The organism is Wenyingzhuangia sp. IMCC45574 (assembly GCF_054182685.1).
In genome coordinates this window covers 2,793,991-2,819,946 of record NZ_CM135169.1, presented here as the reverse complement: position 1 = coordinate 2,819,946, position 25,956 = coordinate 2,793,991, and the positions used below count along the sequence as shown (strand labels likewise).

Here is a 25,956-nt window from a genome sequence, read left to right as displayed (position 1 = left end):
TTAAAAACTCTTCCCTATACCAATTCCTATGGATATAGCATAACCTCCTCCAATTTTTTGATCGTAAAATAAATTGGGAGCTACATCCCAATGATGCCCTAAATTTAGATCGTATTCTACACCAAATCTTACAATCGATTCTATTTCTCCTTTCTCCACAACAAAACCGGGTCCAATTACATATTCCCAATGCGGACAAGGGTTCCATAAAGCATCAAAAGTAAATACTACAGGGTATTCTCTTTCTAAACTTTCTCCGTGCACGGTTGGACTTATCTTTTTTGTTATTAACTCTACATCGCTAAACACCCCAATACCCCAGTGATTGTTAAACCAATATTCATAGTCTAATCCAAAAGTTGGTATAGACAAAATTTCATTGTTATCTAACGAAATATAGGAATGCCCCAATACAAATGCCACTCTGTGTTTTGCTTCTTCATGGTGTTGGGAAAAACTTTTTTGACTTAAAAATAAAAGCCCTAAAACAAACAATAATCTGAACTTCATATCTCCTAATTTTAGTTCAAAATTATTCACCAAATCTCTTCTATACCATGATATTCATCAGCATTTACGAAATCGTAATAAAACGTTAAGTTTATGAAAAACCAAACATTTAGCAACTTAAATTAGCCTTTATTCAGTCGAAATATTATATTTGCGGACTTACATAAAATAAAGTAGAGAAAACACATATAAAAAAATGCAAAACAAGGGACTTATCAGATTATTTGCTATCCTTTTTGGAGTTGTAAGTTTGTACTCTTTGTCTTTTACATTTTTCGCAGGAAAAGTAGAGAAAGATGCACATACTTATGCTAAAGCAAACGCAGAAGAAAACAATGGTAGAGAGATTGCTAGACTAGAGAAAGCTTATTTAGATTCAGTTGCCAACGTACCAGGAGTATTAGGATTTGGAGACTATACTTACAACGACATTAAAGACAAAGAGATCAATTTAGGTTTAGACTTAAAAGGTGGTATTAACGCGACCTTACAGGTTTCTGTTAAAGACATCTTAGTTGGTTTATCTAACGACTCTAAAAATCCAATTTTTACACAGGCTTTACAAGCTGCTTCTGAAGCACAAAAAAACTCTGGAAAAGATTACGTAGATTTATTTTACAATGAGTTTGAGAAAATTGCTGAAGACACAAAATTAAGTGATCCTTCTATTTTTGGAACTAAGAGCTTACGTGATAAATTTGCTTCTGATGCTGCAAACAGCGTTGTTAAAGAGGTTTTAGTAGGTGAAATAGATGCTTCTATTTCTACTGCTTTCCAAGTATTACGTTCTCGTATAGATAAGTTTGGTGTTACGCAACCTAACATTCAAAGAATTGGAACTTCAGGAAGAATCTTAATTGAATTACCAGGAGCTAAAGATGTAGAGCGTGTAAAAAAATTATTACAATCTACAGCTGAATTACAATTCTGGGAAGTTTATACAGGACAAGAATTAGTACAATTCTTAGTAGCTGCTGATCAACAAGTAGCAGAGACTATTGAATTAGAAACTCCTAAAACAGAAGAAAGTAAAGACGAAGACAAAGAAGTTGAGGACTTATTAGGAGATGCTGCTAAAAAAGATTCTATTAGTAAACCAAACACAAGAAGAGTTAGCTTATTTAGCTTTTTACAGCCAACAGGACAACCTTCGTCTGTTATTGGTTACGCAGCAGTAAAAGATACTGCTAAGGTAAATGCTTATTTAAACAACCCTAAAGTAAAAGCTTTATTAACTGGAGACTTTAAATACACTAAATTCTTATGGGATGCTAAATCGGCAAGTGATATTTTACCTTTATATGCTATTAAGTCTAACAGAAAAGGAGAAGCACCTATAGAAGGAGATGTAATTGCAGACGCAAGTCAACAATTTGACCAATTAGGAGCCAATCCAGAAGTTAGCATGACTATGAATAGTTATGGTACTAAGAAGTGGGCAAAAATGACCACTCAAAACAAAGGAAAATTTGTTGCTGTTGTCTTAGACGATTATGTATATACTGCTCCTAGAGTAAACGATGCTATTACAGGTGGTAGAACTTCTATTTCTGGAAACTTTACAGTAGAAGAAGCTACGGATTTAGCAAATGTTTTAAAAGCTGGTAAATTACCTGCTGCTGCACATATCATTCAATCAGAAGTTGTTGGACCTTCTTTAGGTCAAGAAGCAATTAATGCTTCTTTAATCTCTTTTGTTATTGCTATCTTATTAGTATTAGCTTGGATGATTTTCTTCTACGGAAGAGCAGGATGGTACGCAAATGTTGCCTTATTGGTTAACATCTTATTTATCTTTGGAGTCTTAACTTCTTTCTATGCTGTATTAACGTTACCTGGTATTGCAGGTATTATCTTAACTATAGGTATGTCTGTAGATGCGAACGTTATTATCTTCGAAAGAATTAAAGAGAACCTTAAAGCAGGACAAGGTATTAAACTTGCTATTAACAACGGATTTAGTATTAAAGGAGCTTTATCTGCTATTATTGATGCCAACGTTACTACTTTATTAACTGGTGGAATTTTATATGTATTCGGAACAGGACCTATTCAAGGATTCGCCTTTACATTAATCGTAGGTATTTTAACATCATTATTTACTGCAATTTTCATCACTAGAATTTTATTAGATGGTGCAACAGGAAAAAACAAAACATTAGCATTCACAACTTCTTTCTTTAAAGATAAGTTCTCTAACATTAATGTAGATTTCTTAAAGAAAAGCAAGTTAGCTTACACTATTTCTGGAATTATTATAATTGTTGGTTTAGTTTCTTTATTTACGAACAAATTAAACTACGGAGTAGATTTTGTAGGAGGTAGAACTTACACGGTTCGTTTTGACAAAACTGTTAACCCTGGAGATGCTGCTGCTTCTTTAAAAGAAGTATTTGGTTCTGCACCCGAAGTAAAAACATATGGAAACTCGAATCAGTTAAAAGTTACCACTAAGTACTTAATAGATCAAGAAGGAGCAGATGTAGATACTAAGGTACAAATAGCTTTGTTTGATGGATTGAAACAATTCTTACCTGCTTCTACTACAATGAAAGAATTTACAGGAGGATTTGAAGGACAGAAAATTGGAATTTTCTCTTACGCTAAAGTAGAACCAACTATTGCTGATGATATTAAACAATCTGCAGCATGGGCTATCTTAGGATCTTTATTAGTAGTATTATTATACATTAAATTTAGATTTAAAGAATGGGAATTCTCATTAGGAGCTGTTGCCGCAGTTTTCCACGATGTATTGGTAGTATTAGCTGTATTCTCTATTACTTATAAGATTATGCCATTTGATATGGAAATTGGTCAATCGTTTATTGCTGCTATCTTAACAGTAGTTGGATATTCATTAAACGATACCGTGGTAATCTTTGATAGAATTCGTGAGTATGGAAGTGAACACAAAAACTGGCCTTTAGTTGATATTGTAAACAAAGGATTAAGTTCAACTTTAGGACGTACTATTAACACTTCTTTTACAACTTTAGTAGTATTATTAGCCATCTTTATTTTTGGTGGAGATAGTATCAAAGGATTTATGTTTGCATTGATTGTTGGAGTTGTTGTAGGTACTTACTCTTCATTATTCATTGCATCACCAATTATGCACGATATTAAAGCTAAAAAAGACGCTAAGTCGTAAATAGCTTTATTCTTATAAATTAAAACTCCGATAGTTTAACTATCGGAGTTTTTTATTTTTACCCTATGGAGATTCAACTACACGACAAACATTTTGTTCCTTTTATTTCTAAAGAAAAAATTGCCAAAGCTGTAAAACATCTTGCTACAGAAATAGCGAAAGATTACACAAACGAAACACCCCTCTTTTTAGGCGTTTTAAACGGTTCTTTTATCTTTTGTGCCGATTTACTAAAAGCATACCCAAACGCTTGCGAAATAAGCTTTGTAAAGCTTGCTTCCTACCAAAAAACAAACTCAACAGGAAATGTATCCGAATTGATAGGCCTGAATGAAGATTTAACCAATAGAACCGTTATTATTTTAGAGGATATAGTGGATACAGGAGCTACATTAGAAAAATTAGTATCACTTCTAAAAAAAGAGAATCTTAAAGAATTAAAAATTGCTTCTTTATTTTTAAAACCAACAGTATATAACAAACCCATTCCATTAGATTATGTGGGAATAGAAATAGAAAACCGCTTTATCGTAGGCTATGGATTAGACTACGATGGCTTAGGTAGAAATTTAGAGGAGGTATATGTGTTGAAAGAATAGAAAAGCGTTAAAAATATACTTTGAAAACCTTTTTCCAACTATTGCTGGTAATTATACAATGCTTGTATTACTACAACACAAGCATTGATTTAACTTTTTCATCCTTTCTTTTTTTACACCAAATTTGCTTCATAACAAACACTCTACTACAGATGTTTAAAGTTGCTATTATTTAATTTAAAAAAGAAAAAGATGACACACATCAAACTCAAAGCAAATGCTACCAATGGTTGTTGGGATAGCATAAAATTACTCGATCTATCAGACGATTTACGATCAGACAAAATTGTTCACCTTGCCGATGGTAATTATGTAGGACAATCAACATTCAATAAAGAAGATACCATATATGTAATTCATCATGATTTTGATTTAAATAATCAGACTATTACTATTCCAAAGGATTGTACTTTGAAGTTTGAAGGGGGTAGTTTAAGAAACTTCAATCAACTTATTGGTCAAAACACAAGTATTGAAGTAACAGGTAATTATCACGTTTTACACTACGATAGAGAAACACAAAAAATAGATGGTACATGGCTCCATGAAAAATGGAATGTCATTTGGTTTGGTGCAAAACCCGATGGTTATGCAAGAAGAGGTGATTGGAATGATGATTTTACAATTTTTACCGAAGGGAAAAATCCTGGATATGATGTGAAATTTTATGGTACTGATAATTTTGACTCAATTCAAAAAGCCTTAGACACATGCTTTTTCACTAACATCGTAAAAGTCTATGTACCTTCCGGTTTTTATAGAATATCTAAAGGCTTAAACATGGGATGGGATAGCAATGGATATAACACCATGATCCTAGAAGGAAGTTCTCACAAAAAGATTGGAGACATCTCTTTTCAGACCTATAATGCAAACTCTTCTGCGATACTTGTTGACAATACTAATTACGGAATTAATATTAATGGAGGTATAGGAAGTAGATTAGCTAATATCGGCTTCTACGGACTAAACTCTATGACTACATTTAGAATGAGTGTAATGTCTCAAAATGAAGTAATAGCTAACGACACTAGTGTAGCAAAGAACTTCTACACTGATAAAATTGAAGGATGGAACTCTCCTTACGTATTTAATGAATTAAGCACTATGGACTTTGGATTAGGAAAATATGATGCGTATATAGGAATAAGTACAGATGCATTTATTGGACATCATGAAATTGATCAAGACAACTTAGATCATGGTAATAACTATAGAAAGAGAGACTTACCAATCCCTCCTGCAGGTATAACATTCAATCAAGCTAAAAACTCTACTAAGGTTGAATTACTGAACGTCCATATATCAGGTTTTAGTGTAGGTTACGGTATTTGTTCTGGAAATTGGTCTGATAATGCTGAATTTTACAGAATGAATAATATAAACATAGATGCTTGTGTATATGCTATTTCAAATGGCTCCAATCAGTCGAGAACAACTTCCATGAATAGTTCAAATATACATAGATGTGGTATTGCTATAACAGATAGAATTGGGGGTACTCCAACTAGCACAGGAACTTCATATTATTTTAAAATTCAAAACTCAAGTTTTGATGGCTGTTATGAGCTAATTAATATCAAAAAAGGTCTATCAATTTTCACATTCGATAATTGTTATTGTGAAAACTCATACAGACTCGGAGTTTGGAGTTCTCCTGTTATATCTCAGCAAGATCAACCACTAATTTTAAAAAATTGTACTTTTAGATTTTTATACAGTATAAATAATCCTTTTGGAATACCAACCACAGTTTTCGATGGAAATACCTTGATTATAAAAGATTCTATCTTTAGAAATAGTGAAGGCTTACCATTTACATTTTCGACTAGGTATTTAAAAATAGATGATTCTAAATTCCTTACAAATAATGATGACAAAACACCTATTAAAAATGTTCACGCAATTAACACTTTTTACAACTATGTAGACCATTCTAGATTTTCCCTAACAACTAATGAAAATTTAGATGGAGATAAATTAATTTCCAAGGAATTAGAGAGTGGAGTAATAAAAAAAATGAATGTTAGTTCAGACCTAAACTTGCAAACAACAAACAGATCATTTAATTCCACTACAAGGTTACTAACATTCACTTTTACTGACATTACAAAGGGTAGTGTTCGAACTATAAATGTAGGTGATGTGGTTGGTGATAAATTTGGAAAAAATATTATCGGTATAGTAAAAAATGTTAATTACACCACAAATGAAGCTATCTTGTTTGTCGTTGGTGGTATCAGAAAACTTGATACTGGAGAATATGTACTCATAAATGATATAAATGAAGGCAATTATGATATACACCATAAATCTACTAGATGGTTTAATAAACCGTTAAAAGTAGAACAGTATAATAATGACGGTAGTAATACGACAATCAAACTAATTGAATGGAATTCAATTTTACAAACTGGCTTATACTTAAACTTGAGAGTTAATGATTCTATAGAACTTAATAATTTAACTTATACTGATATCATTGAAATAAATGAGATCGAGAGAACCATTAAGGTAAGAAACGATGTTAAAAATATAAATGGAGGTTATATTTTTTCTTACTGGAAAGAGGACTCTAAAGATTGGTGGTCAGACTTTACAAATATTTATGATGAATTAAATTCCTAATTCTACTATTCAAACACGTATTAGTATTTTGAGATAATTCTGTACTTTGTCACAAAGTATCAAAAATAATGATTTCTTAAGTAATAATTTTATTTAAACAACTGAAAATTATATATTTAAACTGAATCATAGGCTATCTAATAAGTTTTTATTAGATAGCCTATCCTTATTTTCTTGTACACTTCAGCTCTTAATCTCACTATGAGTAAATATTAGATTTTTAAACATTGAATGCACCTATTTAAAAATTCGACAACTGTAACAAGTAATACAATCCTTATATCTCAAACCAACTTTATCAAATAATCTAATAACTAAAGGTTTTGAATACTTCTGTACAGATAGACAAATTGATGGAAGCTCTTATGGGACTATTATTTATTATACTGGTCAAACAGACACAAGTGGGGAAGAAATTTGGGTAGATGCCCTAGGAAGAGTAGTTTCTTAAAAGAATTAAGATTCATTTAAAAAACAAATAATGCCTGTCTACATTTTAATGTAAACAGGCATTTTTAATATATTTTAATAATACTTACACCTCCTTATTCAACATGCTCCACAATTCATCTTTAAGCTCCATCAAACCTTGATGAGCAACAGAGGAAATAAACAGTGTTTTTATATCTTCTGGCAACTCCTGTTCCATTTCAGCTCTTAATTCATCATCTAACATATCAGACTTCGTTATAGCCAACAAACGGTCTTTATGCATCAATTCAGGATTGTGCAACTCCAACTCGTTTAACAATATTTTATAATCTTCTTTAATATCATCGGAATCTGCAGGAATCATAAACAACAAAGTAGAGTTACGCTCTATGTGACGTAAAAAATAATGTCCTAGCCCCTTTCCTTCGTTTGCTCCTTCTATAATTCCAGGAATATCTGCCATTACAAAACTTTGGTGATTTCTGTAATCTACAATTCCAATATTTGGTTTAACAGTGGTAAAAGCATAATCTGCAATTTTAGGTTTTGCAGCTGTTACAACAGACAACAACGTTGATTTACCAGCATTAGGAAAACCAACCAAACCAACATCCGCTAAAATCTTTAACTCAATCTGAAACCATCCTTCTACAGCTGGCATACCAGGTTGTGCATAACGTGGTGTCTGATTGGTAGAAGATTTAAAATGCCAGTTTCCTAGCCCTCCTTTTCCTCCTTCGCACAAAATTACTTCTTCTCCATGCTCTGTAATCTCAAACAACACCTCTTGGGTATCTGCATTTCTTACAATAGTACCCAAAGGAACTTCTACATACTTATCAGCACCATCGGCTCCTGTACTTCTTGCAGAACTACCATTTCCACCATGCTCTGCTCTTGTATGCTTTAGAAAACGCAGGTGATGTAGTGTCCACATTCCTTTATCACCTCTAAGAATTACATGTCCTCCACGACCACCATCACCTCCATCGGGTCCACCTTTTTCTATGTATTTTTCCCTATGTAAATGTGTAGAACCACTTCCTCCTTTACCAGAAGAAGCATATATTTTAATATAATCTATAAAATTCCCGTCAGTCATTTTTTGAAAGCTTTAGGCTTTAAGCACTATGCTTTAAGCTATTGAATTGCAAAAATAAAAAAAGCTATTAGTAAATCTTTGAATTACTAATAGCTTATAGCCTATGGCTTAAGGCGTAATGCCTTATAATTTATCAACCACTTCAGAAATTAAACCTGTAATAGATTCTATAGAACCTACTCCGTTAATTCCGTAGTATTTGTTTTGTTTATCGTAATAATCTTTTACAATAGCTGTTTTAGTATTGTATTCGTTGAAACGGTTTCTAATTTTAGATTCGTCTTGATCGTCTGCTCTTCCAGAAACTTTACCTCTTTCTAATAAACGAGTAACTAAAACATCTTCTTCAACTTCTAATGCAATCATTGCATTAATTCCAGCATCTTTTTTAGATAAGAAAGCATCTAATGCTTCTGCTTGAGATTCTGTTCTAGGAAACCCATCAAAAATAAACCCTTTAGCTTGTGGATTCTTTTCAACCTCAGCCTCTAACATGTTAATTGTTACCTCATCTGGCACCAAGTTTCCGTTATCTATATACGACTTAGCTAACAATCCTAATTCAGTGTCATTCTTCATGTTGTATCTAAATACATCACCTGTAGAAATGTGTACTAAACTGTACTTATCTTTTAAAACTTCGGCTTGTGTACCTTTACCAGCACCTGGAGGTCCAAATAAAACAATGTTCTTCATTTGTATGGATTTAAATTCCTGTACATCAGGAAATCATAATTAATTAACAGAATGCAAATGTAAGTATCTATTATGAATTGTTAAAATATACAGATGAGTAAAACTAAAAAAGGCAGTAACTATCGTTACTGCCTCCTTTATAAACCTTAAGGTCTATTCTTATTTTGTTTCTAACAATTCAAAGAACTCATCTAACTTAGGCATTATGATGATTTTTGTTCTTCTGTTCTTAGATCTGTTAGCAGCAGTACTATTCTCTACAATTGGAGCGTATTGAGATCTACCAGCAGCAATTAATCTAGATGGTAACACATCGTATTTAGTCTGTAACTCACGAACTACAGAAGCAGCACGTTGTACAGATAAATCCCAGTTATCTTTAACTGCAGCACCTTGTTTTACAGTTTTATCATCTGTGTGTCCTTCTACCATAACATCCATGTTAGGATATTCGTTTACTACAGTACCAACTTTCTTTAAGATAGCAGCAGCTCTTTTAGATATTCTGTAAGACCCTGAATTGAATAATAATTTATCAGCAATAGAGATGAATACTTTTGTTCCTTCAATATTCACAGAAATATCATCGTCGTTTAACCCATTAGGTAAGATTTTCTTTAAGTTGAAAGCAACAGCTAAGTTGATAGAATCTTTCTTAGAATTAGCTTCTCTAATGTATTTAATATATTCGTCTTTTTGTTGTAACTGAGATAAAGTTTGTCTCATATTGTCTGTTGCAGACTTAGACATTGCAATTAAATTATCTACATTTTCTAATTGCTTAGCATTACCTCTTTCTAAGAATTCAATTTTGCTTTTTAATGCATCAATTTCATTTTCTGCTTTTCCTAAATCAACTTTAGAAGCTGATAAATCTCTCTGAGAAGATGCTAATTTGTTTTGAGCTGCAGCTTGCTCAGATTGCAAGTCAGTATACTTTTTCTTAGATACACAAGATGTGGCAACTAAAGAAATAGAAACGATTGCTAATAATACTTTTTTCATGGTCTATAAATTGTAATTTTGTCCGAACAAATATATAAACTTTCCCAATAATTCCTAATGATTATGAGCAGTTCTAAACATTTTAACACAATTAAATCATTTTCGTTGAGTATTTCTCTTTTTTTACTCTTAATTAATTGTAATTCAAAAGTCTTAGAATACAAAAAACTGCAAGGAAATGTATTTGGGACTACTTTTCACATTATATATTCTGATAGTATTGAACGTAATTTAGAAGCAGATATTGCCCAACTTTTTAAAGAAATAAACAGTTCTCTTTCTACGTATCAAAAAAACTCTACCATTAGTGTTTTAAACAACGAGAAACTTTTGCAGGTTGAAATTGACAAACACTTTATGAAAGTAATGGAGATTTCTAAAAAAGTATACACTACCACAAATGGATATTTTGACCCGACCATTGGGAAAACAGCAAATGTTTGGGGTTTTGGAGCTTCTAAAATTCGTAAAGATCCTAGTCAACAAGAAATAGATAGTTTGTTGCAATATGTAAATTTTACCAAAGTAAGCGTTGATGGAGATCTTTTGATTAAGAAAGACCCTGAGATTTATTTAAACTTTAATGCCATTGCTAAGGGTTACGGTGTAGATGCTGCTGGAATCCTTTTGGAGAGTAAAGGAATTAAAAATTATATGGTAGAAATTGGTGGTGAAGTAAGGTCTAGAGGTAAAAATGGGAAAGGAAAATTTTGGTCTGTTGGGATAGAAGAACCTAATTTTGATGGCACTCGCAGCTTAATGAAAGTGACTCGTTTACAAGACGAATCTATGGCTACTTCTGGAAACTACCGTAAATTTAGAATAGACCCTAAAACTGGTAAAAAGATAGCACATACCTTAAATCCAAAAACCGGCTCCCCTTCTGAAACAGATTTATTAAGTGTTTCTGTAATTGGAAATGCCTATTGTGGAGAAATGGATGCCTATGCTACAGGTTTTATGTCTATGGGTTATAAACAGGCAAAAACTATTGCTGCACAACACCCAGAATTAAAAGTCTTTTTTATCTACCTAGAAAACGATGAAATGAAAACGTATGCTAGCGAAGGACTAGAATTTGTAAAATAATTAAGCCTACTTTAAGAATCCAAAGTCCACATGATAATGATCGTCGTGTAAATTGTCTATGGTTTTAGTTAAATACCTAGCAAGGTAAATACCTTTCGCTTTTACTTTTTTTCCTGACTTGGTTTTATAGAAATCGTCTTTTAAATTAATCTTTAAAATCACTTTTTTCACATACATACCTTGCTTTCTAGCTTCTTTATCCAGCAAAAGAATATGCTGAGCCATGGTTTCGAAATCTATTTTGATATTTTTATTCCAAGTACACCTTCCTTTGCTATCGAATTTCATTAAATAGTGAAAAACACCATAATAGTGATGCAAGTATCTTTCCTTCCCCTCATTATCTATTAATGGCACACCAAAGTCTATAGATGTTCCATTCTGATGCGTTCTATGCGGCCACATTCTACCTCCACTCTCTCTAGAACACTCCATTAACAAAAATCTTTTTTCTTTATCTAACTTGTAAAGCTGATTATATGCACTGGTTGTGATATCATATACTTTGGAATGTACCCATGCTCTGTTAGAAAAGATATAGGTAAGCATAGAAAAATATTCAAAATTCTTTCCTTTTTTAGGAAACCTTCTCCCGTTTATTAGCTTCCCTTTATTAACAGCACCTACCGATTTACTAACACCGCTCCCTTTTGGACAAGTTGAACAAGAGAGTAAAATGATTAGAATAAAATATAATATCTTTTTCATAGCAGTAGCGTTTACCTCTATAGAACGAATGTCCTTTTTTAAAATTGTCGATGACTCATCAATAATTTTTATTTAATTTCTAGAACTACCACATCATTCATTGCTTTATCATCTACACCATTTTTACCACCAAGCATGTATATTTTGCTTTTGTAAGTAAAAACTCTACTACCAGATTTCCTTGCTTTTTTAGTTTCACTTAGTGACTCTTGGAAAACTTCTTTTCGGGTATCATAAGAATATATCTTTTTTGACAACTCTGGATTTACAAGACTATTACTGGCATAACCATTTATAAAGTAAAAATGTTTCTTTAATTCAACACCTTGTTGAGAATAAAGCAGTTTATCTTTTAATGGTTCATAAACACTCCAACTACTCTTCTTGGGATTGTATTGATATGCTTCGCTTTTGCTCCAAACATAAAATTTGTTTTTATATTTTAACGAACTTAAACCAGAAGCTTTTCTTGGATAAGGCAACCCTTTAGTCCACTTTTTGGTCTTAGTATTATAGATAAAAACATCTTGTAATATCTTTACACCTTTAGATCTTACATCTTTTCCATAAGCATACCCACCTATTGTGTATAGTTTCTTTTTATAAGTTTCTACAGTTGTAAAATGGAAAGGAAATGGCATTTTAATGTTTTCCTCCCAAGCATTTGTTTTAATATTATACACCTGTACTATATTACCTTTGTAGGTTCCTAAAAGATATATTCTATGCCCTATAATAGCAGAACTAGCTCCTTTTATAGTCTTAGGAATGGTATTTACTGTAGACCAAGCATTTTCTTTAATATCATAAACACAAACATCTCCATAACTCCCTTCTTGCTTTTTCGATTTATAACTTTTAGAAGGATTCTCTAAAAATGTATATATTTTGCCTTTGTATAACTCTGCACCAAAATTATACGCTGGAAAAGGCATATCTGCCTTTTGAGTTAATCTAAAATCAAAATTTTCTTTTTGTGAAGTGTTGTTTACAACAAACTTATTAGAAGTACAAGCAATAACAGTTGTTGCTACTAGTAACAGTAGTATCTTTTTCATTTTCAATTTTTAAAGTCTCCTTCAAAAATAAAAATATTCTATTTAAAACAAATAGGTAAAATTTCGCTTTGCATTAAACCATACAATTCTATTTCCTCTTTGGAAAAATACTCTGTAACTTTAAATTGCTGTACTTTAAAACCTGCTTTTTCTAGTCTAGAGAAATAATCCAAACCATAAACACGTACATGGTCGTATTGCCCAAAGTGTTTTTGACGTTCTTCTGGAGAAGTAATACTAAAGTCTTCGTATGTATCTTTTTCGTTGGTATTTTGTGGAACTTGAAAAATTCCCCATCCCCCAGGTTTCAATACTCTATACAACTCAGACATTGCTTTGGCATCATCTGGAATATGTTCTAGTACATGATTGCAAAAAATAACATCATACGAATTATCCTCAAAAGGTAAAGCACAAATATCTGCTTTTACATCTGCCAAAGGAGACAATAAATCTGTAGTTGTATACTCTAAGTTTTCTTGTTTTCTAAAACCTTTGTAAAAACATTGCTCAGGAGCAACGTGTAAGACCTTTTGTTGTTTGGTAAAAAAATTAGAATGCTTTTTTAAATACAACCATAACAAACGATGTCTTTCTAAAGATAACGTTCCAGGTGCTAATACGTTTTCACGTTGATTCTCGTAGCCATAGGGCAAAAACTTTCTATAAGACTTACCGTTGATAGGATCTTGGTATGTAGTACCTCTGTAATAAATATCAAAAAAGGGCTTTGCTAGATAGCTTGCTTTAATTAATAAAGGTCTAGGAACAATATTTAATATGGTTTTAAACAAACTCATGCTTAGGCTCCGTAGGGCTTCGCTCTATATTTATCTTCTACATTGGTTTCAATACCCAATGCTTCGTTTACATATTTAAACGTAGAAAGTATCTCTGGTTTACCATCAACCAAAGCAACATCGTGTTCAAAATGAGCAGATGGCTTTCCATCTTTAGTTAAGATCGTCCAACCATCATTTAATTGAAGAATGTCCTTTGTCCCCATATTTGTCATTGGTTCTATTGCTACCACCATTCCATCTACAAATTTCTTTCCTCTTCCTCTTTTTCCATAGTTTGGCATTTGTGGGTCTTCGTGCATTTCTCTTCCTAACCCATGACCAACCAATTCTCTAACCACTCCATACCCTTGATCTTCTGTATATTTCTGAATTGCATAAGCAACATCCCCTACTCTATTCCCTGCTTTAAACTCTGCAATTCCCTCGTACAAACTTTGTTTGGTAACTTCTAGTAGTTTTTTAATCTCATCACTAACTTCACCAACAGCAAAAGTATAAGCATGATCTCCATAAAAACCATTTTTTAACGCACCACAATCAATAGAAATAACATCTCCTTCCTCTAAAGGGTCGTTATTGGGTATTCCATGAACCACTTGTGCATTAGGACTCATACACAAAGTATTTGGAAAATCATACAAACCTAAAAAACCTGGCTCTGCTCCATGATCTCTAATAAATGTCTCGGCCATAGCGTCTAATTCCAATGTAGTCACACCTGGTTTTACCTCTTTTGCCAACATCCCTAAAGTTTTAGAAACTATCAAAGCACTTTCGCGCATTAATTCTATTTCTTCTAAAGTTTTTAATACAATCATGGTTCGATTTTTATGAGATGCAAAGATAGTGGTTTTATAGCGATTAAAGAAAAATGACAACTTAAGTAACTTGAACTCTTTAAGGCTTCTCCTTTTCAGTCTTTTGAGTTACTTTTATAAAAAAGTATAACATGATTATAAAAGAACTAAACGGTAACAAACCTGCATTTGGTGACAATTGTTTCTTAGCCGAGAACTGTGTAATTATAGGAGAAGTTAGCATGGGAAATGATTGTAGTGTTTGGTACAATGCTGTTATAAGAGGAGATGTACATAGCATTACAATGGGAAACAAAGTAAACATACAAGATGGAGCAGTAGTACATGCCACTTATAAAAAATCCCCAACCGTAATAGGAAACTCAGTTTCTGTTGGACATAATGCCATTGTACATGGCTGTACCATTCATGACAATGTATTAATTGGTATGGGGGCCATTGTTATGGACGACTGTATATTAGAGTCTAACTGTATTATAGCAGCTGGAGCTGTAGTTACCAAAGGAACTAAAGTAGAATCTGGAAGTATATATGCTGGAACACCCGCAAAAAAAATTAAAGATTTAAGCGAAGAGCTTCTAAAAGGAGAAGTAGAAAGAATTGCCGAAAGCTATCTAAAATATGCTAGTTGGTATAAATAATTAAAAAGCTCAAACAGTTTTACTGTTTGAGCTTTTTAATTATTTCTCTATAACCTTTGGTCTATTCTCTGTTTTTCCGAGCAATACAATTTCTTCTTCGGTTGGAAGACTCATAGGATAACTAGCATCTGTAAATATTACAGCAACGGAAGACCCAACTATAGCACTCTCATTAGTTAAATCCCCCGAATCGGTTAAAGCGTAATTCGCATCATTTAGCACAGGATTAAATTCCGGAGTTTTATAAAAATGATGTAACTCACTAGGAACGTATTTAAAGTTTTTATAGGATAAAGTTGCGTTATTATCTGTTGACTTTAAACTGATATTTTTAAAAGTTGAATCTTGAGAAAAACTTCCTTTAGCTCTTCTTTTAGAATCTTTAGCCACAAAGCCTTCTCTTAAAAACAAAGTCCATGCACTACCTTCAGATTTTGCTCCATCTACATAAACACGACCATTAAGAACTGAGTGAGGCTGTAATAATACAGCCGCTTTTCCATTAATACTTGCAACGTTTTTAATAACTATATTAGAAACCCCTAAATCGTATTGTCTACCCGTATGAGCTTCAATTCTACAAGTCATTCCCCCTTGCGAAGACAAGTTCTTTAACAAAATATTCTTACCTACATTGGTTTGTGCCAAACCATACCCTATAGAACCTCCAGTTAAACTAATATTTGCAATCGTTACATTTTCGGCTATATGAGCGTTATCATCATCTACTTTAACGGGGTTAAAAGCAACAGCAGAGCCCTTAGTTAAATCATCATCTACAGTAAAGTTTTCTACTAGTACATCTTTAACATAGCCTATAGCAATAGCTCTGTAAGATTTTTCTTGGAGTTTTTCTAAAATTATCCTAGGTCTTGTATGTACATCACCCAAACCAACAACTCTAGCATTCTCTACAACTGGTTTTCCCTCTACCATACCAACATTAAACAAAAAGTTTTTAATTCCTTTATACCATCTATTGTGATCCATAGCTATAGTTGTACCAGCCTCTATAGTAATATGTATGTTAGACTTTAAATAAATATCCTTAAACAAGTAGTCTCCTTTCTGAATTAAAATCTTTCCTCCTCCTTTTTCATTCAATTCATCAATAAGATTGTTTAACCTTTCAGAATCGTTACCTCCAGCAGTAAAAGTCTTTATCCTATCAGAAGATAAGCCCTCCAATTCTATTCCCCTATAACCTGCTCCTTCTTCAAAATAGGGTTTTGATGGATACAAACTCATATCCGATACATCTCCTGGATTTATATCTGCTATTTCTTTTGGCGGATTGTTCTCCTCTTTTGGTTCATCTACAGTAAGGTTAGTGTTAGCAGAACAGGATAGGAAAGTAAGTACAACAAATAATAAACATATCGCTTTTTTCATTTTAATTGGTTTTGGCATTTAAAATTAACGCACGTACCAAGCCTTAAACAGCTTGTTTTAAACCAAAAACAACACTTTATTGCTTATTTATTTACAAAGACTACTTTTTTATTTAGAACAACATCTTTTGTAAGGTTTTGGAGTGTTTTAAGATGCTTGTTACTAATTAAAATATGCTCTCCTGCTTTATCAGATGTATTTAAAAGATTTAATTCATCTAATATTCTTTCTGTTTGCTTGGCAACTGCAAAACCAGAATCTATAATGGTAACCTCATTTCCTATAATCTCTTTAATCCTAGGAATTAAGTATGGATAATGAGAGCATCCTAGCACCAAATAATCGATATTTTCTTCCATCATAGGTCTTAATAGTTTCTGAAGTAACTCCTCCATTTCTAAACTATCTATTCTGTCTGACTCTATTAACGGAACTAAACCTGTACCTTCTTGTTCTACAACTTTAATGTTCGCCGCAAATTTTTGAGAAGTATGGTGAAATAAAGAACTACTTAATGTTCCTTTTGTTGCCAAAATCCCGATTGCTTTAGTTTTAGAGCCAAGTGCAGCAGGCTTTATAGCTGGCTCTATACCTATAAAAGGAATATCGTATTTTTCTCTAAGAATAGAAATGGCATTGGTTGTAGCCGTATTACAAGCTACAACAATAATTTTAGCTCCTTTATGTATTAAGTATTCCGTATTCCGAATACAAATCTCTACAATCTCTTCCTTTGTTTTTATTCCATAAGGTGCATTTATACTATCTGCTAAATAGACCGTATGTTCATTTGGCAACCTTTGGATTATTTCTTTCCAAATTGAAGTTCCCCCCACACCAGAATCAAAAACACCAATAGGCTGTTGCTGCTTATTCATAATAATTAAACTACAGAAGTACTAAAATACAAAAAAGCATTCCGTAGTTGGAATGCTTTTTTATATCTATTTAAATTTTATTTATTTAGCAGCTTTAGCAGGAACTCCTAATTTAGCTTTAATAGCACTAGAAATATCTACTCCTCCATCAAAATAAATTAACGTTCTAGTATCAAAGATATATTGAATACCATTCGCTTTTGCATACGCTTTGATAGCTTCTTGTACTTTCTTTTCAATAGGTCTTAAGTGCTCGTTTTCTAATTTTAATAAATCTTGTTGAGCAGCTCTCTGGAATTGTTGTAACCTTAAAGCATCTGCTTGTACTTCTTCTTCTCTACTTTTGTTAATTTCTGGCGTTAATGTTGGAGCTTCAGCACCAAACTTTTTCATTTTAGCGTCTAAATTATTTTTCTTCATCTTCAATTCCGTATCGTAAGCCTTTGCTTTCTTAGCTACGTCCTCGTTCATCTTCTTTGTCTCAGGCATGTCTTCTACAACAGCTTTTACATCTATGTGCGCTACTTTTTGTGCTTGAGCTACTTGTGTTAATCCTAATGCAATAACAGCAATTAAAAACGTCTTCTTAATTTGTTTCATTTTTGTTCTTGTTTAATCGTTTTAATCTTTCTTCTTTTCTTTTTAAAAGAATCTCTTCTCGTTTTCTTCTTTGTTCCTCTATTCTTTTATCTCTAGCTTTTTTTGCTTCTGCTCTTTTTAAAGCAGCTTCTTCTTCTTTAATTTCTTGTTCCGATTTTTGAATATATTTTAAAATCAGGTCGCTAATATCGTAATTGTTATTGGTATATAACATAACTATTGACGAAGATTTTTCAAAAACCATATCATATTTACGAACTTTAGCTACAACCTGAACCGCATTGTACACCAAATCTTGATATGGAGTAACTAATTTTTTTCTTAATTCGAACAATTTACCGTCTACTCCAAAGTAGGTATTCTCAGTTTTTAAGATTTCTCTTTGATACAATTCAATTTCATTTTCACGCTCTGTAATTAAATCTTCAGTTAATAAAGGCTTTTCGTTTAGAAATTCCTTTTTCATGGTTTCTAACTTTAGATACATTTTATCTAAGTTTTTTTTCCACAATGTTGTTTCTGTATCTAACTTACTTTGCGCGGCTGCATACGAAGGAATTTGTTCCAGCACATACTCCATGTCTACAAATCCTATTCTTTGTATTTCTTGCTTTTGTTGTGCTGCTAAATTTAACGCTGTAACAAAAGCAACTAGTATTGCCAATCTAAACCCTTTGTATGTATCCTTTGAAATAATCATGCCATTATTAAAATTGTTGACCGATAATGAAATGAGTTTGCCAACCAGACTTACCTACTTCTCCCGGTGTGTTATCAAATCCATGTCCGAAATCTATTCCTAGTAATCCAAAAGCTGGCATAAATATACGAACTCCTAAACCTGCAGATTTCTTAACATCAAAAGGATTAAAGTTTTCTAAACCGTTATAGGCATTACCCGCTTCTACAAATCCTAAAGCATAAATAGATGCCGAAGGTTTTAAAGTAATTGGATAACGCAATTCCATAGAAAACTTGTCATATACTGTTGCTCCAAAAAACTCTCCAGATGCTCCATCAGACAAAGATCCATTTGCATATCCTCTTAACCCTACCACTTCTCTACCATCAAAACTATTGGTATTTAATCCATCTCCTCCTACAAAATAACGTTCAAAAGGAATTTCTCCTTTTTCATCATTATAGTTTCCTAAATATCCGAATTGTAAATTCGTCATCAAAACAAACTTATCAACAAGTGCTGTATACCACTTTGCCTTAAGGTTTATTTTATAATATTCTAATAATTTAAATCTTTCATTATTCGTGTTAAACTCTTTATCGGTAAATAACGAATAAGGTGGTGTTAACTTCCCTTCTAAACTAAAAGTAGAACCATATCTTGGAAATATTAAACTTGGTCCTGCTGAATTTCTCTGTACTAAAAGATCGTAAGATAAGTTATGAGAAGTTCCTTTACCATTATCAAAAGTTAAAGAACCAAAATTAAAGTCTCTCGCTTCGTACCTTCTATAACTAATCGTATTTCTAATAGAGAAATAATCATCTGGCCACTTTAAACGCTCTCCAATACCAATAGAAACTCCAAAAATCCTTAATAACTGACTTTTATCTACATTGTTAAAGTTTGTTATTTGTCCTATACTATTTCTATTGTAACCATATTGCTTTTGGCTGTAAATAGAAAAACTAAAAGACCTAGGCTTTTTTCCTCCTAACCATGGCTCTGTAAAAGAAATACTGTTAGAACTATTAAACCTACTCGCTTGTAATCTTAAAGACAATTGTTGTCCATCTCCTAATGGTAACGGTTTGTATTCTTTTTTATTTAAAATATTTCTAATAGAAAAGTTATTAAAAGACAAACCTAAAGTTCCAATAAAAGATCCTCCACCGTATCCTCCTTGTAATTCTATTTGACTAGAACCTTTTTCTTCTAAGCTATACTCAACATCTACTGTCTTATCTGCATAATTTGGCTTTAAATCAGGAGTAATATTTTCAGCATCAAAGAACCCCATCTGACCTAATTCACGAATAGAACGAATGATATTGTCTTTACTATATAAATCTCCTGGTCTAGTTCTTAATTCTCTAAAAATTACATGGTCATTCGTTCTGTCATTCCCTACTACAGTTACTTTACTAATAGTCGCTGGATCGTCTTCATGAATTCTTATTTCTACTGTAATAGAATCGTTCTCTACTTTTGTCTCTACTAAATTAACTTGTGAGAATAAATATCCGTTGTTTTGATACAACGTAGAAATATCTTCAGAGTCAGGGCTACCATCTCCTTTTACTCGTTCTTCTAATGTTTTAGAATCGTAAACATCTCCTTTTTTTATCTTTAGCAATCTTTGTAAAAACTCAGATGTATAGGTTTTGTTTCCTAAGAATAAAATATCCTTGTAGAAATATTTTTTCCCTTCTTCTAAACTTATATGTAGGTTGATAGATTTATTATCCTTATTCCAGCTAATGCTATCGGTAACAATTCTAGCATCTCTAAACCCTTTTCTTCTGTACTTTTCTATTAACTTTTGCTTATCCTCATCAAAAGACTCTTCTACATATTTTGATCTTTTCCAAAATCTACCCCAAAATTTACGTTTGGTATCTTTTAATGCCTTTCTTACATCTTTATCTTTAAACTGATCGTTACCAGCAATCTTAATTTCCTTAATTTTAACCAGTCTTCCCTTATCAATTCTAACTACGGCATCTCTGTGGTTTGCATTTTTAGCATTCTCTCTGGTAGTAATCTTAACCTTTGCACTTAGATATCCCTTCTCTACATAAAACTCACGAATGTAATTCTCGGTAGATCTTACTAAGTTCTCCGTTAGCATCTTTCCAGTTATGAAATCCGTATCATCTTTAAAAGTTTTAATCTTAGATTTACTGGCACCTATAAATGTTACCTTATTTAATTGAGGCAATTCTTTAACGGCTATTTCTAGATAAATTGTATTTCCCTCTAGCTTAGTAGCATACACCTCTACATCGCTAAATTTATCTGTCTTATGTAATTTCTTGATAGCACTAGTTAACTTGTCCCCTGGTATTTTAATTTCTTGCCCTGTTTTTAGCCCAGAATAAGAAATTACTGAAGCCTCGGAAAACTGATTTGTTCCAGAAACAGAAATACCTCCTAAAAGATACCTTTTGGAAGTTTTAAAATCTGGATTTTCTTGGGAAAATAAAATATTGACTGTTAAAAGTAAAAGTGTGTATATAAAGTTCTTAAGTAACTTGTTCATGTTCTCCATCTAATTGTTCACTGGTTTTTCCAAACCTTCTTTCTCTATTTTGATACGTCTCAACTGCTGTGTACAAATCCTCTCTTCTAAAATCAGGCCAAAGTACATCTGTAAAATACAATTCTGCATATGCCATTTGCCATAATAGGTAATTGCTAAGTCTTTGTTCTCCACTTGTACGAATCATTAAATCTACATCAGGTAAATTATGCGTATACAAATTTTGTTGAACAACTTCGTCGTTTATATCATTTATACTTAAATCATTATTTTTAACTCTTTCGGCAATTTTTTTAATACAACTTGTTATTTCTTCTCTACTACCATAGCTAAGAGAGAAAGTAAGAACAATTTTAGTATTTTCCTTGGTTACTTCTATAACCTCCTTTAAAGTTTCTTGAGCATTTCTAGGCAAATCACTTAACCTCCCTATTGCATTTACCTTTACTCCATTTTTCATAAAGTCAGGCACCTCTTTCTTTAAAGATTTGGTAAGTAATGTCATTAGAGCATCTACCTCTAATTTAGGTCTGCTCCAATTTTCTGTAGAAAAAGCATACAAAGTAATTGCCTCACTACCCAATTCCGAAGCACCTATTACAGCTTCTCTTACGGCTGTTAGGGCATTCCTATGACCAAATATCCTAGCCATCCCTTGCTTTTTTGCCCACCTACCATTACCGTCCATGATAATAGCAATGTGCCTAGGGACTCTATTCTTTTTTAATTGATTTAACAAACTGTTCTTTTTAATTAGAATTTACTTCTAGACTTGTAATGTTTAGGCCACCCAAAAGTATAGTATAATGAACCACTAAAGAAATAATAGCTATCTAAAGTACTTGAATTTTCTGAACCTATTTTATTTTTAGATAAACTATCTGTTAGGGCAACTCTACCTTTTCCTTCAACAGAAATAATCCATCGTCTATTAATAGCTCTTTTATAACCAATACCAACGGGTAAAGCAACTGTAGGCCCACTAAGTTTATCTTCCGAATTATTATACCATAAAGCAGCTGCTTCGATTATAAAATAAGGAGTACCTCTTTCACCTTTTCGATATCTTAGTAAATTGTATTTCTTAAAATTAATATCAACACCTAAAGTTCCCTCTAAAATTGTAGTCCCTTTGTCTGTTAATTTATTTAAACTTGCTCTATATGCAATCCTTGGATTTACATTCTTTTTAATGATAGCTCCTACATTTGTGGGAGAAATTGAGGGTTTTATTAAATCTAAAGTCCCCGTATTTTCACTTAAAATATTGGGCAAGTTTAAGGTTAAACCTGTCTCGTAAATTTGTGAAAAACCATTTTGAAAGAAAATGAACACTAATATGTAGATTACTTTTTTCATTGTCTAGTATTTAAACGTGTCAAATATAGTTAATTGCAAAATAACTCGAACCATGTATTTCACAGTTTTCATTTTGCAGAAAATTTGTTTCTTGTATCTTGTCCCCACAGTAGTTTATCTCGTAATGTTTTTATAAACGCCTGATTCTTGAACACTACTATTTTAGCTGTGTATTGAGCTTTAGTAACCACCAATTCTGTCTCCACTTCCATTGTAACTACTCTCGAGTCCAAAGATGCTAAAAATTGATCTTCCCTACGTAATACTTTTAGTTTAATTTCTGTAGTATCTGAAATTACTATAGGTCTTGCATTTAAATTATGAGGTGCAACTGGAGTGATTAAAAAATTATTGGTATTTGGCATAATTACCGGTCCCTGACAACTTAAAGAATACCCTGTAGAACCTGTTGGCGTAGAAATAATTAAACCATCTGCCCAATAAGTAGTTAAATACTCATCGTTTAAATAGGCCTCTACCCCAATCATAGATGTGGTATTTTTCTTAGCAATTGTCAAATCATTCAAAGCAAATCCAATATCTTCAAACGCTTGGCTTTTCTCATTACTCTTTACCTGTAACATTACACGCTCATCTACAGCATACTTATCATTTAAAAAAGCATCCATTGCTTCGGATATATTTTCCTTCTGAACTGTTGCCAAAAAACCTAAACGCCCCAAATTAACCCCTAAAACAGGGATATTCAGATGTTTAACCTGATCTAAAGCACGTAAAATTGTCCCATCTCCTCCTAAAGTAATCAATGCATCAAAAGACTCATCCAATCCTTCTTCTTGATTGTATACATCAATACCCGCCAAAAAATTAAGACCAACCTCCTTAACTTCATCTGCATAATCATCAAATACGCAAATAGAAGTATTCGCTTTAGTTAAAATATCTATCACCTGAAAAACATATTTTTTATGTTCTTCTTTATAGACTTGTCCAAAAACAGCTACTTTTTTCATTGTAGTTTCCTTTTAAAATGCGAAGTTAAATGTTTAAATACTTAATAAAGTATTCTGAACGTTTTTTTAGCCCTTCTAAATATGAATCTTCTGTTAAATTATTTAAAATTAAATAATCATACCTTCTAAAAGACTGTATCAACTCATTTACATTAACCGATTTCACTTTTAAGGTTATCAAACTAGTCTCTTCTTTGGTTTCGTAAACAAAACATCCCAACACTGCATTATTGTTAGACTCTACAATTTGGCAAACTTGTGACATTGTGTAATCTTTATTACTCTTTTCCAAAAGAAGAATACTTCCTTCCGAACTTAAAAAAGTGGTATCGGCAAAGCAATCCAACGTATCATTTAAATCTAAATAGCCTAAATATTGCTTTTTTTCATCTACAATTGGCAAAACACTCGTGTTATTCAATGCAAAATTTGATATAACTTCTAATAAAATATCGTCCTCCTTGGCAAAAAAGAATTCGTATAAGTATTCTAACTCCGATAATTTTTGAGAAGTATCGTCTACAGATAATAAATCTTCTTTTGCAACATTTCCAACCAAAACACCATTGTTAACAACAGGCACATGCGAATACGGAGTCTTGTTCGTAAGCGCTATAATATGCTGTACGGTTTCGTTGGAGTTTACACCTATTTTATCTTTTGATATGTAATCTATAAGTTCCATAGAGTCAAAATACTAAATTTTCTAAATAGTTCTATCTATTTTAAATATTTTTGCCTTCGTAAAAATAAAGAATATGGCCGTATTAAGTGTAAATGTTAACAAAATTGCTACACTCAGAAATTCAAGAGGAGGAGATGTACCTAATTTGGTACAAGTTGCTAAAGATATAGAAGAATTTGGAGGACAGGGAATCACCATCCACCCAAGACCCGATGAACGTCATATTCGTTATCAAGACGCATATGATTTAAAAGAAACTGTTACTACAGAACTAAATATAGAAGGAAACCCTATTCCAAAATTTAAAGATTTAGTGTTAGATGTAAAACCACATCAAGTAACACTGGTTCCAGATGGTGATGACAACATTACTTCGGATGCTGGTTGGGACACCATAACGCATCAATCTTTTTTAAAAGATGTAATTGCAGAATTTAAAGAAGCGGGGATTAGAACTTCTATCTTTATTGATACTGGAAATCCAGACTTAATAGCAGCTGCTGCCACAACAGGAGCAGATAGAGTTGAACTTTATACCGAAAAATTTGCAGTAGAATATGCAAAAGGAAATACAGGAATAATTACCGAATATGCAGAGGCAGCAAAGTTAGCCAAGCAGTTAGGAATGGATATTAATGCAGGGCACGATTTAAGCTTAAAAAACATAAACTTTTTTGCGAAAAACATTCCCGAATTAAGCGAGGTCTCTATTGGACATGCTCTAATTTCTGAAGCGTTGTACTACGGTTTACAAAATGTAGTAAACATGTACTTATACAAACTACAAGACGTTCTTTAACTATGGAATTACTTCACTCAAAAATACAAGGAGAAGGTTTTCCACTCGTTATTTTACATGGATACTTTGGAATGGGAGACAATTGGAAGTCGCACGCAAACAAATTAGCCACCGATTTTGAAGTTCATGTAGTAGACCAAAGAAATCATGGACGTAGTTTTCATACAGATGATTTTTCTTATGATTTAATGGTAGAAGATCTTAAAAACTACTTTGATGAAAAAGAAATTGAAAAAGCCATTGTATTAGGACATTCTATGGGAGGAAAAACAGCTATGTTATTCGCCGTAGAATATCCAGAATTGGTAGAAAAACTAATTGTTGCCGATATTGCACCAAAATATTACGCACCACATCATCACACTATTATAGATGCATTAAATAGCGTAGATTTTTCCGTTTTAAAATTACGCTCAGAAATTGATGACATTCTTAAGAAAACTATTCCCGAAGAGGGAATTAGGCAATTTTTACTAAAAAACGTATATCGAAAAACCAAAACGGAGATGGCTTTTCGTTTTAACTTAAAAAGTTTAACCAACAACAACCCAGAAGTAGGAGAAGCATTGCCTTCTTTTACCACGTACCAAGGAGAAACTTTATTTTTAAGAGGTGCTAAGTCTGATTATATTCTAGACGATGATTTCTCTTTAATAGAAGCACATTTTGAAAAAGCCAAAATAGAAACGGTTTCCAATGCTGGACATTGGCTACACGCAGAAAACCCAATTGAATTTTACAACAAACTGATTGAGTTTGTAAAATAACGAACATCTGCATAAAAGGCATTGAGCATGAATTA

At 32.5% G+C, this 25,956-nt stretch carries 24 protein-coding genes; 7 read left to right on the top strand and 17 right to left on the bottom strand.

Translation table 11 applies throughout. The features are described from left to right. On the bottom strand, window positions 1-510 hold the full coding sequence (locus ACXHHC_RS12020) for a hypothetical protein (RefSeq protein WP_458226622.1): 510 nt from the start codon (window positions 508-510) through the stop codon (window positions 1-3). A gap of 196 nt (window positions 511-706) precedes the next feature. On the opposite strand from ACXHHC_RS12020, the gene secDF reads away from it, so the two are divergent. From secDF to ACXHHC_RS12005, 3 genes are all read left to right on the top strand, one after another. Then, window positions 707-3,664, top strand: coding sequence for a protein translocase subunit SecDF (secDF, locus tag ACXHHC_RS12015; protein WP_458226621.1), 2,958 nt, complete (start codon window positions 707-709; stop codon window positions 3,662-3,664). A gap of 65 nt (window positions 3,665-3,729) precedes the next feature. Next, the gene (gene hpt / locus ACXHHC_RS12010) at window positions 3,730-4,263 is read left to right on the top strand and encodes a hypoxanthine phosphoribosyltransferase (protein WP_458226620.1); all 534 of its coding nucleotides are present in this window, start codon (window positions 3,730-3,732) and stop codon (window positions 4,261-4,263) included. Window positions 4,264-4,455: 192 nt separating this feature from the next. After that, entirely contained in the window at window positions 4,456-6,891 is a 2,436-nt protein-coding gene (locus tag ACXHHC_RS12005; protein ID WP_458226619.1) for a hypothetical protein, read from the top strand. Between the two features lie 535 nt (window positions 6,892-7,426). Here ACXHHC_RS12005 and obgE read toward each other — a convergent pair. The 3 genes from obgE to ACXHHC_RS11990 form a co-directional block, all read right to left on the bottom strand. Continuing rightward, the gene (gene obgE / locus ACXHHC_RS12000) at window positions 7,427-8,425 is read right to left on the bottom strand and encodes a GTPase ObgE (RefSeq protein ID WP_458226618.1); all 999 of its coding nucleotides are present in this window, start codon (window positions 8,423-8,425) and stop codon (window positions 7,427-7,429) included. A 123-nt stretch (window positions 8,426-8,548) separates the two neighbouring features. After that, window positions 8,549-9,121 (bottom strand): adenylate kinase, encoded by a 573-nt coding sequence (locus ACXHHC_RS11995; RefSeq protein ID WP_458226617.1) that lies wholly within the window; start codon window positions 9,119-9,121, stop codon window positions 8,549-8,551. A 159-nt stretch (window positions 9,122-9,280) separates the two neighbouring features. Further along, on the bottom strand, window positions 9,281-10,126 hold the full coding sequence (locus ACXHHC_RS11990; protein WP_458226616.1) for an OmpA family protein: 846 nt from the start codon (window positions 10,124-10,126) through the stop codon (window positions 9,281-9,283). A 63-nt stretch (window positions 10,127-10,189) separates the two neighbouring features. Here ACXHHC_RS11990 and ACXHHC_RS11985 point away from each other — a divergent pair, with 63 nt between their 5' ends. Continuing rightward, window positions 10,190-11,215 (top strand): FAD:protein FMN transferase, encoded by a 1,026-nt coding sequence (locus ACXHHC_RS11985; RefSeq protein ID WP_458226615.1) that lies wholly within the window; start codon window positions 10,190-10,192, stop codon window positions 11,213-11,215. Between the two features lie 6 nt (window positions 11,216-11,221). On the opposite strand, the gene ACXHHC_RS11980 is transcribed toward ACXHHC_RS11985, so the two are convergent. The 4 genes from ACXHHC_RS11980 to map all read right to left on the bottom strand — a co-directional run bounded on the left by ACXHHC_RS11980 (window position 11,222) and on the right by map (window position 14,602). Further along, window positions 11,222-11,923: a penicillin-insensitive murein endopeptidase gene (locus ACXHHC_RS11980; RefSeq protein WP_458226614.1), complete on the bottom strand. Its 702-nt coding sequence runs from the start codon at window positions 11,921-11,923 to the stop codon at window positions 11,222-11,224. 68 nt (window positions 11,924-11,991) lie between these two features. Then, window positions 11,992-12,981 carry a Kelch repeat-containing protein gene (locus ACXHHC_RS11975; RefSeq protein ID WP_458226613.1) on the bottom strand — a complete coding sequence of 330 codons (990 nt, stop codon included), beginning with the start codon at window positions 12,979-12,981 and terminating at the stop codon, window positions 11,992-11,994. A 38-nt stretch (window positions 12,982-13,019) separates the two neighbouring features. Further along, window positions 13,020-13,781: a class I SAM-dependent methyltransferase gene (locus ACXHHC_RS11970; protein WP_458226612.1), complete on the bottom strand. Its 762-nt coding sequence runs from the start codon at window positions 13,779-13,781 to the stop codon at window positions 13,020-13,022. Window positions 13,782-13,783: 2 nt separating this feature from the next. Continuing rightward, window positions 13,784-14,602 carry a type I methionyl aminopeptidase gene (map, locus tag ACXHHC_RS11965; protein WP_458226611.1) on the bottom strand — a complete coding sequence of 273 codons (819 nt, stop codon included), beginning with the start codon at window positions 14,600-14,602 and terminating at the stop codon, window positions 13,784-13,786. Between the two features lie 131 nt (window positions 14,603-14,733). Between map and ACXHHC_RS11960 the strand changes: the two genes are divergently transcribed. Then, window positions 14,734-15,243, top strand: a complete 510-nt coding sequence (locus ACXHHC_RS11960; protein ID WP_458226610.1) for a gamma carbonic anhydrase family protein — start codon at window positions 14,734-14,736, stop codon at window positions 15,241-15,243. 39 nt (window positions 15,244-15,282) lie between these two features. Here ACXHHC_RS11960 and ACXHHC_RS11955 read toward each other — a convergent pair whose 3' ends face one another. The 9 genes from ACXHHC_RS11955 to ACXHHC_RS11915 form a co-directional block, all read right to left on the bottom strand. Continuing rightward, complete coding sequence (locus tag ACXHHC_RS11955; RefSeq protein WP_458226609.1) at window positions 15,283-16,635, bottom strand: hypothetical protein; 1,353 nt, start codon at window positions 16,633-16,635, stop codon at window positions 15,283-15,285. An 83-nt stretch (window positions 16,636-16,718) separates the two neighbouring features. Beyond that, entirely contained in the window at window positions 16,719-17,513 is a 795-nt protein-coding gene (gene murI / locus ACXHHC_RS11950; RefSeq protein ID WP_458226608.1) for a glutamate racemase, read from the bottom strand. 81 nt (window positions 17,514-17,594) lie between these two features. Then, window positions 17,595-18,113: an OmpH family outer membrane protein gene (locus tag ACXHHC_RS11945; protein WP_458226607.1), complete on the bottom strand. Its 519-nt coding sequence runs from the start codon at window positions 18,111-18,113 to the stop codon at window positions 17,595-17,597. Continuing rightward, window positions 18,100-18,813: an OmpH family outer membrane protein gene (locus ACXHHC_RS11940; RefSeq protein ID WP_458226606.1), complete on the bottom strand. Its 714-nt coding sequence runs from the start codon at window positions 18,811-18,813 to the stop codon at window positions 18,100-18,102. The genes ACXHHC_RS11945 and ACXHHC_RS11940 overlap by 14 nt, the downstream gene beginning before the upstream one ends. 7 nt (window positions 18,814-18,820) lie before the next feature. Further along, complete coding sequence (gene bamA / locus ACXHHC_RS11935; protein WP_458226605.1) at window positions 18,821-21,337, bottom strand: outer membrane protein assembly factor BamA; 2,517 nt, start codon at window positions 21,335-21,337, stop codon at window positions 18,821-18,823. Beyond that, window positions 21,321-22,025 carry an isoprenyl transferase gene (locus ACXHHC_RS11930; RefSeq protein ID WP_458229252.1) on the bottom strand — a complete coding sequence of 235 codons (705 nt, stop codon included), beginning with the start codon at window positions 22,023-22,025 and terminating at the stop codon, window positions 21,321-21,323. The genes bamA and ACXHHC_RS11930 overlap by 17 nt, the downstream gene beginning before the upstream one ends. Window positions 22,026-22,090: 65 nt before the next feature. Then, on the bottom strand, window positions 22,091-22,696 hold the full coding sequence (locus ACXHHC_RS11925; protein ID WP_458226604.1) for a hypothetical protein: 606 nt from the start codon (window positions 22,694-22,696) through the stop codon (window positions 22,091-22,093). A gap of 68 nt (window positions 22,697-22,764) precedes the next feature. Continuing rightward, the gene (locus ACXHHC_RS11920; protein WP_458226603.1) at window positions 22,765-23,670 is read right to left on the bottom strand and encodes an NAD kinase; all 906 of its coding nucleotides are present in this window, start codon (window positions 23,668-23,670) and stop codon (window positions 22,765-22,767) included. Window positions 23,671-23,695: 25 nt separating this feature from the next. Next, window positions 23,696-24,355, bottom strand: coding sequence for a CBS domain-containing protein (locus tag ACXHHC_RS11915; RefSeq protein ID WP_458226602.1), 660 nt, complete (start codon window positions 24,353-24,355; stop codon window positions 23,696-23,698). 73 nt (window positions 24,356-24,428) lie between these two features. Between ACXHHC_RS11915 and ACXHHC_RS11910 the strand changes: the two genes are divergently transcribed. Next, the gene (locus ACXHHC_RS11910; protein WP_458226601.1) at window positions 24,429-25,154 is read left to right on the top strand and encodes a pyridoxine 5'-phosphate synthase; all 726 of its coding nucleotides are present in this window, start codon (window positions 24,429-24,431) and stop codon (window positions 25,152-25,154) included. Window positions 25,155-25,156: 2 nt separating this feature from the next. Continuing rightward, on the top strand, window positions 25,157-25,921 hold the full coding sequence (locus ACXHHC_RS11905; protein ID WP_458226600.1) for an alpha/beta fold hydrolase: 765 nt from the start codon (window positions 25,157-25,159) through the stop codon (window positions 25,919-25,921). Window positions 25,922-25,956 lie beyond the last annotated feature (35 nt).